The organism is Bradyrhizobium sp. AZCC 1588 (assembly GCF_036924735.1).
GTDB lineage: Bacteria > Pseudomonadota > Alphaproteobacteria > Rhizobiales > Xanthobacteraceae > Bradyrhizobium.
On record NZ_JAZHSC010000001.1, the window covers coordinates 2,351,215 to 2,367,965 of the forward strand.

Below are 16,751 nucleotides of genomic sequence, written 5' to 3' on the forward strand. Positions count from 1 at the left end.
TTGCGTTGAGTAGCTACGGCTATTTCTGCTATTTCACCAATTTCGCACTGCGAAATTTAATTCCACACCTTGACAGGGAGGGTTATTTTGAAGCACGTCCCTTGTCAACGAGATCATCAGCAGCGTAGCGGGTAATGAAGCGTCCAGGGAAGAAAGTGGCGACTGATCGCAGCTTCGTCGTCGCACTCTCCCGCGGACTCGATGTGTTGCGCGCATTCCAGCCCAATGACGGGCTTCTCGGCAATCAAGAACTCGCCGCCCGTACCAAACTGCCGAAGCCAACCATTTCCCGGCTGACTTACACTCTGACCAAACTCGGTTATCTTACACCCGTTCCGCGCTTCGAAAAGTATCAGCTCGCGCCATCAGCCATGGCGCTAGGGTATGCCGCCCTTGCCAATCTCGGCGTTCGGCATTTGTCCGAGCCTTATCGCGAAGCGCTGATGCGCGAGACCGGCGGCGCCGTCGCGGTCGGCGGACGCGACCGTCACAGCATGATCTATTTCGGCCAGAGCCGCACCGGGCTGCTCGGTGTGCAGCTTGACGTCGGCTCACGCGTACCGATCGCGACCACCGCGATGGGACGGGCCTATCTCTGGGCCCTGCCCGACGACGAACGTGCCTCACTATTGCGCGAACTACGCGACCACTACGGCAATCGCTGGCCCAAAATGCGCGATGGCATCGAGCGCGCGGGCGAAATGCTTGCGCGTCACGGATTCACTATCTCTGCCGGCGAATGGCAGGACGATGTGCACGCCGTAGGTGTGCCGCTGAAGCTCAGCGACGGAACCGGACCGTATGCCTTCAATTGCGGCGCGCCTGCTTTCCGTTTCACGGAAGATCGTTTGGTCAACGACATTGGACCTCGCCTTGTCACGATGGTAAGGAACATTGAAGCAGCGCTGGGCGGCGCAGCACCACAATCAAAAAAATCAGAGAACAAGAAGTTGAAAGCAGGAGGAAGAGTTGCACGTTTGGCCGAGGGGATCAGATAGCCTTCACCATGACCGGCAAAGACATTTGCGCGGTCATTCCCGCTCCGTGATCAGGGCGGGCGGGACGCGATGACGCAGGCACAACTCGCGCGGGGAAATGCTCCCCTGCTCGCGGTTCGCGACGTCAGCGTCGTGTTCGGCGGCATCATCGCGCTCAACGGTGTGTCCTTTGACATGCACAAGGGAAACATCCTCGGGCTGATCGGACCAAACGGCGCCGGCAAGACGACTCTGTTCAATTGCCTCTCCAGACTCTACCAGCCGTCTTCCGGCGACATCCTGATGGAGGGCGTCAGCATCTTGACGCGGCCGCCACACCGGATCGCTGAGATCGGCATCGGGCGCACCTTCCAGAACGTCGCGCTGTTTCCCAATCTCTCGGTGCTCGACAACGTTCGCGTCGGCACCCATTCCCGTTCCAACAGCGACATCATCAGCGACTCCTTGCGACTGGGCTGGGTGCGCCGTGGCGAGGCCGAACTCAACAAGCACGTCCACGAGATCGTCACCTATCTCGGCCTTGATGACGTCGCCCACACCATCGTGTCAGGCCTGCCGTTCGGTACCCAAAAACGGGTCGAACTGGCGCGCGCACTGGCCGCGGATCCCAAGATTCTGCTGCTCGACGAACCCGCCGGCGGTCTCAATCACGAAGAAGTCCACGTGCTTGGCGACCTGATCAAGCGCATCCGCGACGAGCGCCACATGACCATACTGCTGGTCGAACACCACATGGGTCTGGTGATGTCGATCGCCGACCACGTCGTCGCACTCAACTTCGGCCGCAAGCTCGCCGAGGGAACGCCGGCCCAGGTCCAGGCCGACCCGGATGTCATCAAAGCCTATCTGGGGAGCAAGGACCAATGACCGCGATGCTCAACGTCAAGGACCTCCGCGCCTATTACGGCCAGGTCCAGGCACTTCACGGCCTCTCCTTCGCTCTCAACGAGGGCTCGCTGACCACCCTGTTAGGGGCCAACGGTGCCGGCAAGACCACCACCTTGCGCGCGATCTGTAACATGGTGCGCTCGACCGGAGCGATCGAGTTCGAGGGCAAGCCGCTCTCCGGCCAATCGACCGAAAACGTCGTTCGCCTCGGCATCGCCCATGTGCCGCAGGGCCGCGGCACCTTCACCACCATGACGGTGGAAGAAAATCTGCAGCTCGGCGCCATCACCCGCAACGACAAGAAGGGAGTGGTCGCCGACATCGAGCGCATGTACCAGCATTTCCCGGTGCTGAAGGAACGGCACACCCAGCAGGCAGGCACACTCTCCGGTGGCGAGCAGCAGATGCTCGCGGTCGCGCGTGCGCTGATGCTGCGTCCACGGCTGATGCTGCTGGACGAGCCGTCGTTCGGCCTAGCGCCCCTGATCGTGCGCGAGCTGTTCAAGATTCTCGGCAAGATCAACCGTGAGGAAAAGGTCACCATTCTGGTGGTGGAGCAGAACGCGCAACTCGCGCTGGAGCTCGCGGATAAGGCCTACGTCATTGAAACCGGACGTATCGTGATGTCGGGAAGCGCTGCCGAAATCGCGAACAACGAAGACGTCCGTAAATCTTATCTCGGTTATTGAGGAGCGCAGCCGTGGAACTTTTTATCAACCAAGTTCTGGCTGGCATTGCCACAGGTGCGATCTATGCCTGCATGGCGCTCGCCGTCGTCATGATCTACCAGGCGATCGATCATCTCAATTTCGCCCAAGGCGAAATGGCGATGTTCTCGACATTCATCGCCTGGCAGCTGATGCAATGGGGGGTGCCATACTGGTGGGCCTTCCTTCTCACGCTGGCGTTTTCGTTCGCAGGCGGCATCGCCATCGAGCGCATGTTGTTCAAGCCGCTTGCCAAGGCGCCGATCCTGACCAATGTCGCCGGTTTCATCGCATTGTTTGCGATCGTCAACAGCGTCGCCGGACTGACCTGGGACTTCACGATCAAGCAGTTTCCGACACCGTTCGGATCGTCACCTTTTCTTGGCAGTCAGCTAATCTCGACCCATCAGGCCGGCATGATCGGCGTTACGGTGGGACTGCTGATTCTGCTCTATCTGTTCTTTCAGTTCACCCGGATCGGCCTTGCCATGCGCGCGGCCGCCTCGTTGCCAGAATCGGCACGGCTGGTCGGCATCAACACCAGCTGGATGATCGCGCTGGGCTGGGGCATGGCGTCCGCGATCGGCGCGATCGCCGGCATCCTGATAGCGCCGGTGGTGTTCCTGGAGCCGAACATGATGGGCGGCGTGCTGATCTACGGGTTTGCCGCGGCCGTCCTCGGCGGCCTGACCAGTCCGCTCGGCGCGGTTGTCGGCGGCTTCCTGGTCGGCGTATTCGAGAATCTCGCCGGGACATACATTCCCGGCGTCGGTAACGAATTGAAACTGCCGATCGCGCTTGCGCTGATCATCACCGTGTTGGTTCTCAAACCGGCGGGCCTGTTTGGCCGGCCCATCGTGAAGCGAGTTTGATCATGAGCGCAGTTGAGGAAGTCGCAAACGAAGCACCGGCGGTCGAGGCCGTCCCGAAGAGAGCCATGACGCTCGGCTACGGCACCTCGCTCGTGGTGCTGGGGTTGCTGATCATCGCACCGATGTTCTTGAAGAATTTCTTCGTCTTCCAGATGACGATGTTGCTGATCTACGCGCTGGCGGTTCTGGCGCTGAACATCCTGACCGGCGGCAGCGGCCAGTTTTCACTGGGCCAAAGTGCCTTCTACGCGGTCGGAGCTTATACCTCCGCCATCCTGATGGAGCATATGGGCGTAAACTACGCCCTGACATTACCCATTGCCGGCATCATCTGCTTTGGCTTCGGGTTCTTGTTCGGTCAGCCGGCGTTGCGTCTGAGCGGCATCTATCTGGCGCTGGCGACGTTTGCGCTGGCGGTAGCAATGCCGCAGTTGCTGAAACTGGGCTTCTTCGAACACTGGACCGGCGGCGTGCAGGGACTGGTCGTAACCAAGCCCGATGCACCGTTCGGCCTGCCGATATCGCAGGACAGGTGGCTGTACTATTTCACCCTCGTGATCTCGATCGGGATCTATATCGCCTCGGTCAACCTGCTTCGGTCGCGCTCCGGCCGCGCCTTCATGGCGATCCGGGACAACGAGATCGCGGCCTCCGCCATGGGCGTCGACGTGGCGCTGTACAAGACGCTGGCGTTCGGCGTCTCAGCCGGCATCACCGGCGTTGCCGGTGGTCTCGGCGCCATCGCGGTGCAGTTCGTGGCGCCTGACGGCTACACCATCACGCTCGCGATCTCGCTGTTCCTCGGCATGGTCGTCGGCGGCGTCGGCTGGCTGCCGGGCTCGATCGTGGGAAGCGCCTTCATCATCTTCGTGCCGAATATCGCCGAACACATATCCAAGGGCCTCTCCGGCGCGGTGTTCGGCGTGCTCTTGTTTATTGTCATCTTCCTCGTGCCGCATGGCGCAAGGCAGGTCGCAATTGTTGCGCAGCAGATGCTCGGTAAATTGAAGAACTAACTTCACGCCGCGGGATCTGTTCGACGACATCATCAGCGGCGAACTCGACCGTTAACCAATATTCCGCCGGGCGGTAGTTTCCCGGATCATCCGACTAAATACCGCCCTCCGCGACGCCGTCGCGGGGGGCTTTTTGTTGCTGGACGCAGCCGAAAGGTATTCAATGAAGCCCAAGAGCCGCCAAGCGCTCCAATCAAAAACAATGACACAGTCATCGATCCCAGGGAGATCAAAAAATGTCCGCCATCAACTTGCGACTGGGAGCCTTTGCGGCCGCCCTCGCATTGCTTGCCGCGACCAGCAGCGGCGCATTTGCACAAAAGAAATACGACACCGGCGCTACCGATACCGAAATCAAGATCGGCAACATCATGCCCTATAGCGGACCGGCTTCCGCTTACGGCGTGATCGGAAAAACCGAAGAGGCCTATTTCAGGAAGATCAACGCCGAGGGCGGCATCAACGGCCGCAAGATCAACTTCGTCAGCTATGACGACGCCTACAGCCCGCCGAAAACCGTGGAGCAGGTGCGCAAGCTGGTCGAGAGCGATGAGGTCCTGCTCGTCTTCAACTCGCTCGGCACTCCCCCGAACACGGCTATCCAGAAGTACCTGAACACCAAGAAGGTGCCGCAACTGTTCGTCGCCACCGGCGCCACCAAGTGGAACGATCCGAAGGACTTCCCCTGGACGATGGGCTGGCAGCCCAATTACCAGAGCGAGTCGCAGATCTACGCCAAGTACATCCTGAAGAACCATCCGAACGCCAAGATCGGTATTCTTTATCAGAACGACGACTACGGTAAGGACTATCTAAAAGGCTTCAAGGACGGACTTGGCGCCAAGGCCGCATCAATGATCGTCCTGGAGGAGAGCTACGAAGTCTCCCAACCGACGATCGACTCCCACATCGTCAAGCTGAAGTCGTCAGGCGCCGACGTATTCTTCAACATCACCACACCGAAGTTTGCGGCGCAGGCGATCAAGAAGAATGTCGAGATCGGCTGGAAGCCGCTGCATTTCCTAAACAACGTCTCGGCATCGATCGGCAGCGTGATGAAGCCGGCCGGCTTCGAGAACGGGCAGGACATCATCTCGTCGCAATACTTCAAGGATCCAACCGACGCGCAATGGAAGAACGATGCCGCGATGAAGGCATGGAACGAGTTCCTGGATAAGTATTATCCGGAAGCCAACCGGGCCGATGCATCGGTGATGTACGCCTATATCGTCTCTCAAGGCTTGGTGCACGTGCTAAAGGCCTGCGGCGACGACCTGACCCGCGCAAACGTCATGAAGCAGGCGGCCAGCATCAAGGACCTCGAACTCAACGGCCTGCTGCCTGGGGTCAAGGTCAACACGTCGGCGACCGATTTTGCTCCGCTCTCGCAATTGCAACTGATAAGGTTCAAGGGCGAGAACTGGGAACGCTTCGGCGAGATTCTCTCGGGCGACGTCGGCGGCTGAGCGCCGCTGCGAGCTCTGCTTAAGATGCAGCCCCTGCGGCTTTTGCCGCAGGGGCCTTTTTATTGTGACCCCTTTGGCAAGATGCTAATCACGACGCTGTCAGAAGAGCCTCGTCAAGAAGCCCGACAGTTACATTAAGAAATGAAAAGGGAGAGACAGAAGTGTCCACAATCAAAAAACTTGCGGTGGTTTCGACCGCGTTTGGATTGCTCGCGGCAAGTTCGAGCGGCGTTCTCGCACAGAAGAAATACGATTCCGGTGCGAGCGACAGCGAAATCAAGATCGGCAACATCATGCCTTACAGCGGACCGGCCTCCGCCTATGGCGTGATCGGCAAGACCGAGGAAGCTTACTTCAGAAAGATCAATGCCGAGGGCGGCATCAACGGCCGAAAGATCAATTTCATCAGCTATGACGACGCCTATAGCCCGCCGAAGACCGTGGAGCAGGCGCGCAAGCTGGTCGAGAGCGATGAAGTCCTGCTGGTCTTCAACCCGCTTGGCACCCCGCCGAACACGGCGATCCAGAAGTACCTGAACAGCAAGAAGGTGCCGCAACTGTTCGTCGCCACCGGCGCCACCAAGTGGAATGATGCGAAGAATTTTCCGTGGACGATGGGCTGGCAGCCCAACTACCAGAGCGAAACGCAGATCTATGCGAAATACATTCTGAAGGAGAAGCCGAACGCCAAGGTCGGCATCCTCTACCAGAACGACGACTACGGTAAGGACTACCTGAAGGGCTTCAAGGACGGTCTCGGCGCCAAGGCCGCATCGATGATCGTGCTGGAGGAAAGCTACGAGGTCTCCGAGCCGACCATTGACTCCCACATCGTCAAGCTGAAGGCCTCCGGCGCCGACGTGTTCATCAACATCACCACGCCGAAATTCGCGGCGCAGGCGATCAAGAAGAACGCCGAGATCGGCTGGAAGCCGCTGCATTTCCTCAACAACGTCTCGGCCTCGATCGGCAGCGTCATCAAGCCGGCCGGCATGGAGAACGCTCAGGACATCATCTCCTCGCAATACCTGAAAGATCCGACGGATGGGCAGTGGAAGGATGATGCGGGCATGAAGGCCTGGAACGAGTTCCTGGACAAGTATTATCCGGAAGCCAACCGCGCCGACGCCTCGGTGATGTTTGGCTATACCGTGGCGCAGGGTCTCGTGCATGTGCTGAAAGCCTGCGGCGACAATCTCACGCGCGAGAACGTCATGAAGCAGGCCGCCAGCATCAAGGACCTCGAACTCGGCGGGCTGCTGCCGGGCATCAAGGTCAACACGTCACCGACCGACTTTGCGCCGATCTCGTCGGTGCAACTGATCAGGTTCAAGGGCGAGACCTGGGAACGCTTCGGTGAAATCCTGTCCGGTGACGCCGGCGGCTAGTCATCTCAATTTGTAATCGGTCCATTTGCGGGCCGGAAGAGCCCTCGCGGCACGCTCGCGGGGGTTTTCTTTTGCAGCGATTGGATGGATAACCAGACCTCCCGTCCCGTTAGCAGCCCCCGTTGCAGATCATGACCGACCGACGTCCCCTCTTGCGTGCGATCTTTGATGCGGCCGTCGCGGCCGCGCATCCCGACGTCGTGCTCTCAGCGCATCTGCCTCCCGCGCCCAAGGGCAAGGTGATCTGCCTCGCCGCAGGCAAGGGCGCGGCGGCGATGGCGGCTGCGGCGGAACGGCACTACCTCGATACGCTGGGACTCGATCCGTCGCGGCTGACCGGCCTTGCCACCACGCGCCACGGCCACGGCGTGCCGACGCGGCGAATCAGGGTTGTCGAAGCCGGCCATCCCGTGCCCGACGAAGCCGGGCTGAAAGCCGCCGACGAGACGCTGCGTCTCGCCGCGGAGGCGACTGCGGACGATCTTTTGCTGGTGCTGTTGTCCGGCGGCGGCTCGGCAAACTGGATCGCACCCGCAGATGGCGTTTCGTTCGCACAGAAGCAGCAGGTAAACCGCGCGCTGTTGCGTTCGGGCGCGCCGATCGGCGAGATGAACGTCGTGCGCAAGCATCTGTCGCGGATCAAGGGCGGCCGGCTGGCCCGCGCCGGGCAGCGCGCCGCCGAGATCGTGACGCTTGCGATCTCCGACGTACCGCACGACGATCCGTCCGCGATTGCATCGGGACCGACGGTACCCGATTCCTCCACGCTGGCAGACGCCCGCGCCCTGGTCGCAAAGTATAATCTCACAGTCGACGATGCCGTCCGGCGCGCACTCGACGATCCCAGGAACGAGAGCTGCAAGCCCGGCGATCCCGCCTTTGCTCGCGCGCGATTCGAGATGATTGCAAAGCCGAAGGCTTCTCTCGACGCGGCGATCAAGGTCGCCAAGGACGCAGGCTATGAGGTTGTTGGCCTCGGCGCGGATCTCGAAGGCGAGGCACGCGAGGTGGCGGCCGATCATGCGCGACTGGCGCTGAAAGCACAAAGCGAAGGTCAACGAACCGCGATCCTGTCGGGCGGCGAGCTCACGGTGACCGTGCGTGGCAATGGCCGCGGCGGTCCCAACCAGGAATATGCGCTGGCGCTGGCGGATCTTCTGAAGGATACGTCCGGCATTGTGGCGCTGGCCGCAGACACCGACGGCGCCGACGGCGGTGCCGGCAGCGCGACCGACCCGGCCGGCGCTTTGATCGATCAGGCGACGTTCGCGAAGATGAAGTCGCTCGGCCTCGATCCTGCGGCCTACCTCGCCAACAACGATGCGACCGCGTTCTTTTCGGCCACCGGCGATCTCCTGCTGATCGGCCCGACCCTCACCAACGTCAACGACGTCAGGGTGATCTTGGTGGACCCGGCGTAGATCGCCGGGCAACTGCCGGCGCCTCGCATGCGCCGCAGCGACATTAACGCTTTGTTGAGCAGTTTGCGAAGAACCCGCGCGCATTTTGCCGATCTCGAAGCTGCGATTCACCAGCTTGGCATCTAATGGCCGTTCTCCTGGGGGAGGAGAGCCGCCAGTGGCGGCTGGGGAAACGCTCTATGACAGATCACGTCCAGATATCCGCGCCGCGGTCAGCGCATTTAAGCGCTCGGCTGGAGGACGCGATCAACCATATGTCGCTCGGCATCGTCGTATTCGACGAGAAGCGCGAGGTCGTTTTCTGCAACCGTCGTTACAGGGAAATGTACGGGCTCTCGCCTGAACAGGTGAAGCCGGGAACACCGACCCAGGAACTGATCCGGCACCGGCTGAAACTCGGGCTGAAGGTGCAGGTCGCGGTCGATGATTATATCCGTGAGCGCGTCGGTCGCGACATCGCACTCGACACCACGGTGCAGGAATTCACCGACGGCCGGATCGTCGCCTACACCGTCTACCCGATGCCGGACGGCGGCGGGATGGCGACCCACGAGGACATCACCGAGCGCGAGGAGCTCAATGCCCGGCTGAAGAAACAATTCGAGCTCGGCAAGGAGCAGGAAGAAGCCCTGCGCGTCAGGAACTTTCAGTTCGACACCGCGATCAACAACATGTCGCAGGGGCTTTGCTTCTTCGATTCCGACCACCGCCTGATCGTCTGCAACGAGCGCTTCGTTACGATGTACGACATTGCGCCCGAGCGCGTCAGCCCCGGCATGTCGCTGGTCGAGATCGTCGACCTGCGCTTCGAGGCCGGCAGCTTCCCCGCCATGACGCGCGACGAATATCTGCAATGGCGCACCAACGTGGCGGTCTCCAATGAGGCGAAAGACAGCATCGTCGAATTGAAGAACGGGCGTACCTTCAAGATCCGCCACCGCCCGATGCCCGGCGGCGGCTGGGTCGCGACCCATGAGGACATCACCGACCAGCGGCAGTCCGAGGTCAAGATAGAGTACATGGCGCACCACGATGCGCTGACCGATCTTGCCAATCGGGTGCTGTTGAACGACCGGCTCGAACATGCGCTTGGCAGAGTTTCGGGCGGGGAAATGGTGGCCGTCCATCACCTCGATCTCGATCAGTTCAAGGCCGTAAACGATACGCTCGGCCACCCCTGCGGCGACAAGTTGCTCAGGAGTGTCGCCGAACGGTTGCGCCGGCTCGTTGGCGATTCCGACACGATCGCGCGGATGGGCGGCGATGAATTCGTCATCGTGCAGGCCCCGATCTCGGACCCTGCCGATGCCACTTCGCTGGCGCAGGGCGTCATCGATGCGTTGAGCGAGCCCTATGAAATCGACGGCCAGCAGGCCGTGATCGGCGTCAGCATCGGCATTTCGGTCGGTCCCGGCGACGGATCGAACCCCGACAAATTGCTGCGCAATGCCGACCTCGCGCTCTACCGCGCCAAGAGCGACGGCCGCAGCACGTTCCGCTTCTTCGAGCCTGCGATGGACCTGCAGATGCAGACCCGCCGCATCATGGAGCAGGATCTGCGCAAGGCTCTGCCGGCGGGCGAGTTCGAGCTGCATTACCAGCCGGTCGTCAACTTGGCGAGCAAGGAAATCAGCGGCTTCGAGGCGCTGATACGCTGGAATCATCCGACCAAGGGAATGATCTCGCCGGCGGCCTTCATCCCGCTGGCCGAAGAGATCGGCTTCATCGTGCCGATGGGCGAGTGGGTCATCAGGCAGGCTTGTGCCACCGCCGCGCAGTGGCCCGACAACCTTCACGTCGCCGTCAATATTTCAGCGATCCAGTTTCGCAGTCCCGGCCTGATGCAGGTGATCGTCGGCGCGCTCGCCGCCTCCGGTCTCGCGCCGACGCGGCTGGAGATCGAAATCACCGAGAGCGTGTTGCTCCACAACAAGGAAGCGACGCTCGCGCTGCTGCATCAATTGCGCGCGCTCGGCATCCGGATCGCCATGGACGATTTCGGCACCGGATACTCGTCGCTGACCTACCTGCAAAGCTTTCCGTTCGACAAGATCAAGATCGACCGCTCGTTCATCAAGAACATCACCGAGAATTCGAGCTCGCTCAACATCGTGCGCGCGGTTGCCGCGCTCGCCAATGGCATGGGCATGACGGCGACCGCCGAGGGCGTCGAAACCGCGGAGCAACTCCACAGCATCGCATCCGAGGGATGCACGGAAATGCAGGGCTTCCTGTTCAGCAAGCCGCTTCCCGCCGCCGAGATCGAGCGGCAGTTTCTGTCGGGACGCGGGCCGCGCGCGGCTCAAGGCCGCATCGTCGCGGCGTGATTGCTCACTATCACCGTCATTCCGGGGCGATGCGCAGCATCGAACCCGGAATCTCGAGATTCGGGTTCGGTCCTTCGGACCGCCCCGGAATGACGACAACTCAAAACTCCGCCGCGATCTTCGACAGCATTTCAAGCAGCGCGACGCGATTGGCGGGACCCAGCAGCTCGTTGAGACGCGCCTCGTGCTTGCTGGCAACGAGCTTCTTGGCGCGCGCCAGCACTGCCCTGCCCTTGTCGGTCAGAACCAGGATGTGCGAGCGACGGTCGTTGGTCGAGCGCATCCGGGCACAGAGGCCGCGGCTCTCCAGCGCATCCAGCATCGAGACGAAATTCGGCCTGAGGATGCCGAGCGTGTTGGCGATTTCGGTCTGGTTGCGCCCGGGATTGCGGTCGAGCAACAATAGCACCGAGAATTGCGCCGGCGTCAGTTGCAGCGGCGCGACACAGCGCAGGAAATCCTCGAATACCTTGAGCTGCGCGCGCTTGAGCGAATAGCCGAGCAGGTCGGCCAGCTCGCCCAGTTGCAGCCCGGCACTCTCCGCGGCGCCATCGGCGATTTCCTTGCCGTTGCCGCGCGACGACTTGACGACATCGGTCGCTGCCTTGGAAACTGTCATGGCGTGAGGCTCGCCCCCGAAAAAGGCGCGGCCGATGACCGGGCCTTGATGTTATATTTGATAATTGTTATTGGATATATCAAATATCGGCGCCTTTCAACTGCCGAGATATGGGACGGCCGGCGGACCGTGCGAGGTCAGGACCGGCGACGCTTTTAGGGGGAGCGCCAGTCTTGAATACGACGATCATGCTGTTCCTGCTGCAGGACGGCATCACCAATGGCGCGATCTATGCGCTGCTCGGGCTGGCGCTGGTGCTGGTGTTTGCCGTCACCCGCGTCATCCTGATCCCGCAGGGCGAGTTCGTGACCTTCGGCGCGCTGAGTTACGCCATGCTGGCAACCGGTCAGGTGCCGGGCACCGCAAAGCTGGCGATGGTCATGGGCTTGGTCGCGTTCGGCCTCGACCTGTTTGAGGCACGGCGATCGTTGCGGCTGAAGCGGGTCGCGCGCGCCTTTGCCCTCAACATCGCTCTCCCCGCCGCGATCCTGGCCCTGACCTACGGCCTTGCCGGTCCCAAGACCCCGATTTGCAGTCAACATCGCGCTGTCGCTTTTGATCGTCGCGGCTATCGGCCTGTTCCTCTACCGCATCGCGTTTCAACCGATCGCCCATACCTCGGTGCTGGTGCTGCTGATCGCCTCCGTCGGCTGTCATCTCGCGCTGCAGGGCCTGGGCCTCGTGTTCTTCGGCGCCGAGGGCCTGCGCGGGCCGGCGCTGTCGAATGCGGCACTGACGATTGGCCCGCTGCGCTTCACCGGCCAAAGCCTTGCGGTCTACGGGCTGACGGTCGCCTTCATCGTTGCGCTGTGGCTGTTCTTCGGCTTCACGCTGATGGGCAAGGCGTTGCGCGCTACCGCCGTCAACCGCCTCGGCGCCCGCCTCGTCGGAATCCGCACCACGCTGTCGGGGCAGATCGCCTTCCTCCTGGCATCCCTGATCGGCGCGATTTCCGGGATCCTGATCGTGCCGATCACCACGCTCTACTACGACACCGGCTTCCTGATCGGCCTGAAAGGTTTTATTGCCGCGATCATCGGTGGACTCGTCAGCTATCCGCTGACGGCCGTCGCAGCCTTGCTGGTCGGCAGCGTCGAGGCGTTCTCTTCGTTCTACGCCAGCAATTTCAAGGAGGTCATCGTCTTTACGCTGATCCTTCCCGTGCTGGTGCTGCGTTCGCTCGCAGCGCCCGCGGTCGAGGAAGAGAAGGATTGACGGCGATGAACCAGCGCACCCCCCTCATCATCTTCGCGCTCGTGATGGCAGCGATCCCGTTCATTCCGGGCATCCCGCCATTCTGGATCGTGCTGCTCAACAATATCGGCCTCGCCGCACTGGTGGCGATGGGGCTGGTGCTCTTGACCGGTGTTGGCGGCCTCACCTCGTTCGGCCAGGCCGCCTTCTGCGGCTTCGGCGCCTATACCACGGCGGTATTGACCACGGCCTACGGTTTCTCGCCATGGCTCACGCTGCCGCTCTCGCTTGTGGTCAGCGGCATCGCCGCGGTCCTGCTCGGCATCGTCACTGTGCGGCTATCCGGCCATTATCTGCCGCTCGGCACCATCGCCTGGGGCATCGGCCTGTTTTACCTGTTCAGCAAGCTGGAATTCCTCGGCCGCAATGACGGCATCTCCGGCATCCCGCCGCTCTCGATCGGCAATTTCCGGATGCTCGATCCCGGCACGATCTATTTCGCGATCTGGATCGCGGTGCTGGTCTCGGCGCTCTTGACCATAAACCTGCTGGACTCCCGCACCGGCCGCGCGATCCGCGCGCTGCGGCGCGGGCATATCGCCGGCGAAGCGTTCGGCGTGCAGACGCCGCGCGCCAAGCTTCTGGTATTCATCTATGCGGCTGTGCTCGCGGGCTTGTCCGGCTGGCTCTATGCGCATTTCCAGCGCGCCGCCAATCCGACCCCGTTCGGCGCGCAGGCCGGCATCGAATACCTGTTCATCGCCGTGGTCGGCGGCGCCGGCTATGTCTGGGGCGCAGTGCTCGGCGCTGGCATCGTCGTGATCCTCAAGGAGATCCTGCAGAGCTATCTGCCCTATATCTTCGGCGGCCAGAGCCAGCTCGAGACCATCGTGTTCGGCATCCTGCTGGTCGTTCTGCTGCAACTGGCGCCGACCGGCGTCTGGCCCTGGCTGATGTCGCGACTGCCGATCCAGCCGGGCCGCAAGCTGCCCGATGCGTCGCTTCCGCTTGCCACGCCCGTGCGCGCACAGGCTTCGTCCGCCGTGCTGCTGCAGATCGAGAAGGCGCGCAAGCAGTTCGGCGGCGTGATTGCCGTCAACGACGTCTCCTTCGACGTCCAGGCCCGCGAGATCGTCGCCCTGATCGGCCCCAACGGTGCCGGCAAGAGCACGACCTTCAACCTGATCACGGGCGTGCTGACGACGACCGGCGGCACCATCTCGGTGCTCGGCAACAAGGTCGACAACGCTCCGCCGCAGGAGGTTGTAAAACTCGGCGTCGCGCGCACCTTCCAGCATGTCAAGCTGGTCCCTGACATGACCGTGCTGGAGAACGTCGCGATCGGTGCGCATTTGCGAGGGTCTGCGGGCGCGATCTCCAGCATGTTCCGACTCGACCGGGCCGACGAGGCGAAATTGCTGGCGGAAGCCGCCCGCCAGATCGAGCGTGTCGGCCTCGGCGATCAGATCGACCAGTTGGCGGGAAGCCTGTCGCTCGGCCAGCAGCGCATTGTCGAGATTGCACGCGCGCTGTGCGTCGATCCCCTGCTGCTGCTGCTCGACGAGCCGGCCGCGGGACTGCGCCACATGGAAAAACAGCGGCTCGCTGCCCTGCTCCGTCAACTGCGCGACGGCGGCATGTCGGTGCTGCTGGTCGAGCACGACATGGGTTTTGTGATGGATCTCGCCGACCGCGTCGTGGTGCTGGATTTCGGCACCAAGATCGCCGAGGGCACGCCGGATGCGATCAAGACCAATCCAGATGTGATCAAGGCCTATCTCGGAGCTACCGCATGAGCGCGCTGTTATCGGTCTCCGACGCCCACGTTTCCTACGGCAATGTCGAAGCCGTGCGCTCGGTTTCGCTCGACGTCGCCGACGATGAGATCGTCACCATCATCGGCGCCAACGGCGCCGGCAAGACCACGCTGCTCAACGCCATCATGGGCGTGCTGCCGCTCAAGGGCGCCACCGCCTTCGCCGGCACCGACATGACCCCGCTCGACATCGAGGATCGCGTCGCGGCGGGCCTCTGTCTCGTGCCGGAGCACCGCGAATTGTTCGGCACGATGAACGTCGAGGACAATCTGCAGCTCGGCGCCTTCCGAATTCCGAAGGCAACCGCGGCAAGGTCGTTCGAGCGGGTCTACACGCTGTTTCCGCGGCTCAAGGAGCGGCGCAAGCAATTGGCCGGCACCCTCTCCGGCGGCGAGCAGCAAATGCTGGCGATGGGCCGCGCCCTGATGGGCGCGCCGAAACTGCTGATGCTGGACGAGCCGAGCCTCGGGCTCGCACCGATCATCGTGGCCGACATCTTCCGCACCATCGGCGAATTGCGCGCCGCCGGCGTGTCGGTGCTGCTGGTGGAACAGAATGCGCAAGCGGCGCTTAAAATCGCCGACCGCGCCTACGTCATGGAACTCGGCGAATTCATCCTGTCCGGATCGGCCAAGGATATCGCCAGCAACCAGCGCGTCGCGGCGAGCTATCTCGGCTTCCAGCACGAGGGCGCAAGCGGGATTTAGGCTCGGCTCCCGTAGGGTGGGCAAAGGCGCACTTGCGCCGTGCCCACCATCTCTCATGTTCGCTGGTCTATGGTGGGCACGCTTACGCCTTCGCTCGTCGAGCTACGGCGGACAAGTCGCTTTGCCCACCCTACAGACGCCCCCTCACTTCGCCGGGACGTACTTGCCGTCCTTCACGGTCAGGATGATGCGCGAGCGGTCATCGAGGCCGTAGCGATCCTTTTCAGTGAAGTTGTAGACGCCCTGGCTCGCCGCGATTTCCTTCTCCGAGATCAGCGCCAGACGGATCGCCTCGCGGAATTCCGGCGTGCCCGGCTTGGCCTTCTTCAGCGCCACCGGGATTACGCGCTTGAGAACTTCAAAGGCGTCATAGGAGTGGCCGGCGAACTGGCTGCGGCTGTTGGCGCCATACTTGGCTTCGTAGGCGGTATTGAGCGCCAGCCCCGGCTTCTTGGTCAGCGCGCTGTCGGGCTGGGACTCCGGCGACATCACCGGACCGGAAGCCATGATCACGCCTTCCGCCGCGGGACCCGCGATGCGGATGAAGTCCATGCTGGCGGCGCCGTGGGTCTGATAGATCAGGCCCTTGTAGCCGCGCTCGCGCAACGTGGTCTGCGGCAGCGCCGCTGCGGTGCCGGAAGCGCCGATGAGAACGGCGTCGGGATTGGCGGCGACCAGCTTCAGCACCTGGCCGGCGACCGACGTATCCGGGCGGGCAAAGCGCTCTTCGGTAGCCATGGTCAGGCCCATGGGCACGGCCTGGGTCTTGAAGTCGTTGACCCAGAGATCACCGTAGGAATCGGAGTAGCCGATGTAGCCGACGGTCTTGATGCCGTGCGCCTTCATGTGCTCGTACAGCACCTTGCCCATGATCGGGATCGGCTGCGGCATTGCGACCGACCACTTCATGCGCGCCTCGTTGATCGGGAGCGGCGCGAGGCCGAAATGTGGAATCCCCGCCTCGTTCGCAACCGTGGAGACCGCAACCGTCGGAGGAGTCGTCGAGGAGCCCATGATGATGTCGGCCTTCGACTCAGTTACGAAGCGCCGTGCATTGGTGGTTGCCGCGGTCGGATCGCCGCCGTCGTCGAGCACGATGACCTTGATCGGTACGCCGCCGATTTCCTTCGGCACGAAATCGAGCGAGTTGCGTTCGGGAATACCGAGAGCGGCTGCGGGACCGGTCGTGGTGACGGTGATGCCGATCGTGATTTCATTGGTCTGTGCAATGACCGGCGCGCCCGGCAGGGCGAGGGCCGCGATGACAGCCGCCGCGGACAGAAAAGCCTTCTTCATTCATTCCTCCCTTGGATTATTATCTGCAGTCTTAA

Annotated in this window: 13 protein-coding genes and 1 pseudogene; 12 read left to right on the forward strand and 2 right to left on the reverse strand. The window is 62.1% G+C overall.

Annotation, left to right across the window (positions count from 1 at the left end; genetic code table 11):
* Positions 1-134: 134 nt before the first annotated feature.
* The 9 genes from V1277_RS11020 to V1277_RS11060 all read left to right on the forward strand — a co-directional run bounded on the left by V1277_RS11020 (position 135) and on the right by V1277_RS11060 (position 11,083).
* Positions 135-998, forward strand: coding sequence for an IclR family transcriptional regulator (locus V1277_RS11020; protein ID WP_334416167.1), 864 nt, complete (start codon positions 135-137; stop codon positions 996-998).
* Positions 999-1,067: 69 nt separating this feature from the next.
* Entirely contained in the window at positions 1,068-1,865 is a 798-nt protein-coding gene (locus tag V1277_RS11025) for an ABC transporter ATP-binding protein (RefSeq protein ID WP_334416168.1), read from the forward strand.
* Entirely contained in the window at positions 1,862-2,575 is a 714-nt protein-coding gene (locus V1277_RS11030; RefSeq protein WP_334416169.1) for an ABC transporter ATP-binding protein, read from the forward strand. Before V1277_RS11025 ends, V1277_RS11030 begins: the two co-directional genes overlap by 4 nt.
* 11 nt (positions 2,576-2,586) lie before the next feature.
* A complete protein-coding gene (locus V1277_RS11035; RefSeq protein ID WP_275188456.1) occupies positions 2,587-3,465 on the forward strand; it encodes a branched-chain amino acid ABC transporter permease in 879 nt (292 codons plus the stop codon).
* Between the two features lie 2 nt (positions 3,466-3,467).
* A complete protein-coding gene (locus V1277_RS11040) occupies positions 3,468-4,481 on the forward strand; it encodes a branched-chain amino acid ABC transporter permease (RefSeq protein ID WP_334416170.1) in 1,014 nt (337 codons plus the stop codon).
* Between the two features lie 236 nt (positions 4,482-4,717).
* A complete protein-coding gene (locus tag V1277_RS11045; protein ID WP_334416171.1) occupies positions 4,718-5,947 on the forward strand; it encodes an ABC transporter substrate-binding protein in 1,230 nt (409 codons plus the stop codon).
* Positions 5,948-6,108: 161 nt separating this feature from the next.
* Entirely contained in the window at positions 6,109-7,335 is a 1,227-nt protein-coding gene (locus V1277_RS11050; RefSeq protein ID WP_334416172.1) for an ABC transporter substrate-binding protein, read from the forward strand.
* A 131-nt stretch (positions 7,336-7,466) separates the two neighbouring features.
* Positions 7,467-8,756, forward strand: coding sequence for a glycerate kinase type-2 family protein (locus tag V1277_RS11055; RefSeq protein ID WP_334416173.1), 1,290 nt, complete (start codon positions 7,467-7,469; stop codon positions 8,754-8,756).
* 179 nt (positions 8,757-8,935) lie between these two features.
* Positions 8,936-11,083, forward strand: a complete 2,148-nt coding sequence (locus tag V1277_RS11060; RefSeq protein WP_334416174.1) for an EAL domain-containing protein — start codon at positions 8,936-8,938, stop codon at positions 11,081-11,083.
* A gap of 100 nt (positions 11,084-11,183) precedes the next feature.
* On the opposite strand, the gene V1277_RS11065 is transcribed toward V1277_RS11060, so the two are convergent.
* Positions 11,184-11,702 carry a MarR family winged helix-turn-helix transcriptional regulator gene (locus tag V1277_RS11065; RefSeq protein WP_334372540.1) on the reverse strand — a complete coding sequence of 173 codons (519 nt, stop codon included), beginning with the start codon at positions 11,700-11,702 and terminating at the stop codon, positions 11,184-11,186.
* Positions 11,703-11,875: 173 nt separating this feature from the next.
* Here V1277_RS11065 and V1277_RS11070 point away from each other — a divergent pair.
* The 3 genes and pseudogenes from V1277_RS11070 (at position 11,876) to V1277_RS11080 (ending at position 15,420) form a co-directional block, all read left to right on the forward strand.
* Positions 11,876-12,917, forward strand: a pseudogene (locus V1277_RS11070) (branched-chain amino acid ABC transporter permease).
* Between the two features lie 5 nt (positions 12,918-12,922).
* On the forward strand, positions 12,923-14,692 hold the full coding sequence (locus V1277_RS11075; protein WP_334416175.1) for a branched-chain amino acid ABC transporter ATP-binding protein/permease: 1,770 nt from the start codon (positions 12,923-12,925) through the stop codon (positions 14,690-14,692).
* Positions 14,689-15,420 carry an ABC transporter ATP-binding protein gene (locus V1277_RS11080; protein ID WP_334416176.1) on the forward strand — a complete coding sequence of 244 codons (732 nt, stop codon included), beginning with the start codon at positions 14,689-14,691 and terminating at the stop codon, positions 15,418-15,420. Before V1277_RS11075 ends, V1277_RS11080 begins: the two co-directional genes overlap by 4 nt.
* A gap of 144 nt (positions 15,421-15,564) precedes the next feature.
* On the opposite strand, the gene V1277_RS11085 is transcribed toward V1277_RS11080, so the two are convergent.
* Complete coding sequence (locus V1277_RS11085) at positions 15,565-16,716, reverse strand: ABC transporter substrate-binding protein (protein ID WP_334416177.1); 1,152 nt, start codon at positions 16,714-16,716, stop codon at positions 15,565-15,567.
* Between the last annotated feature and the right edge of the window lie 35 nt (positions 16,717-16,751).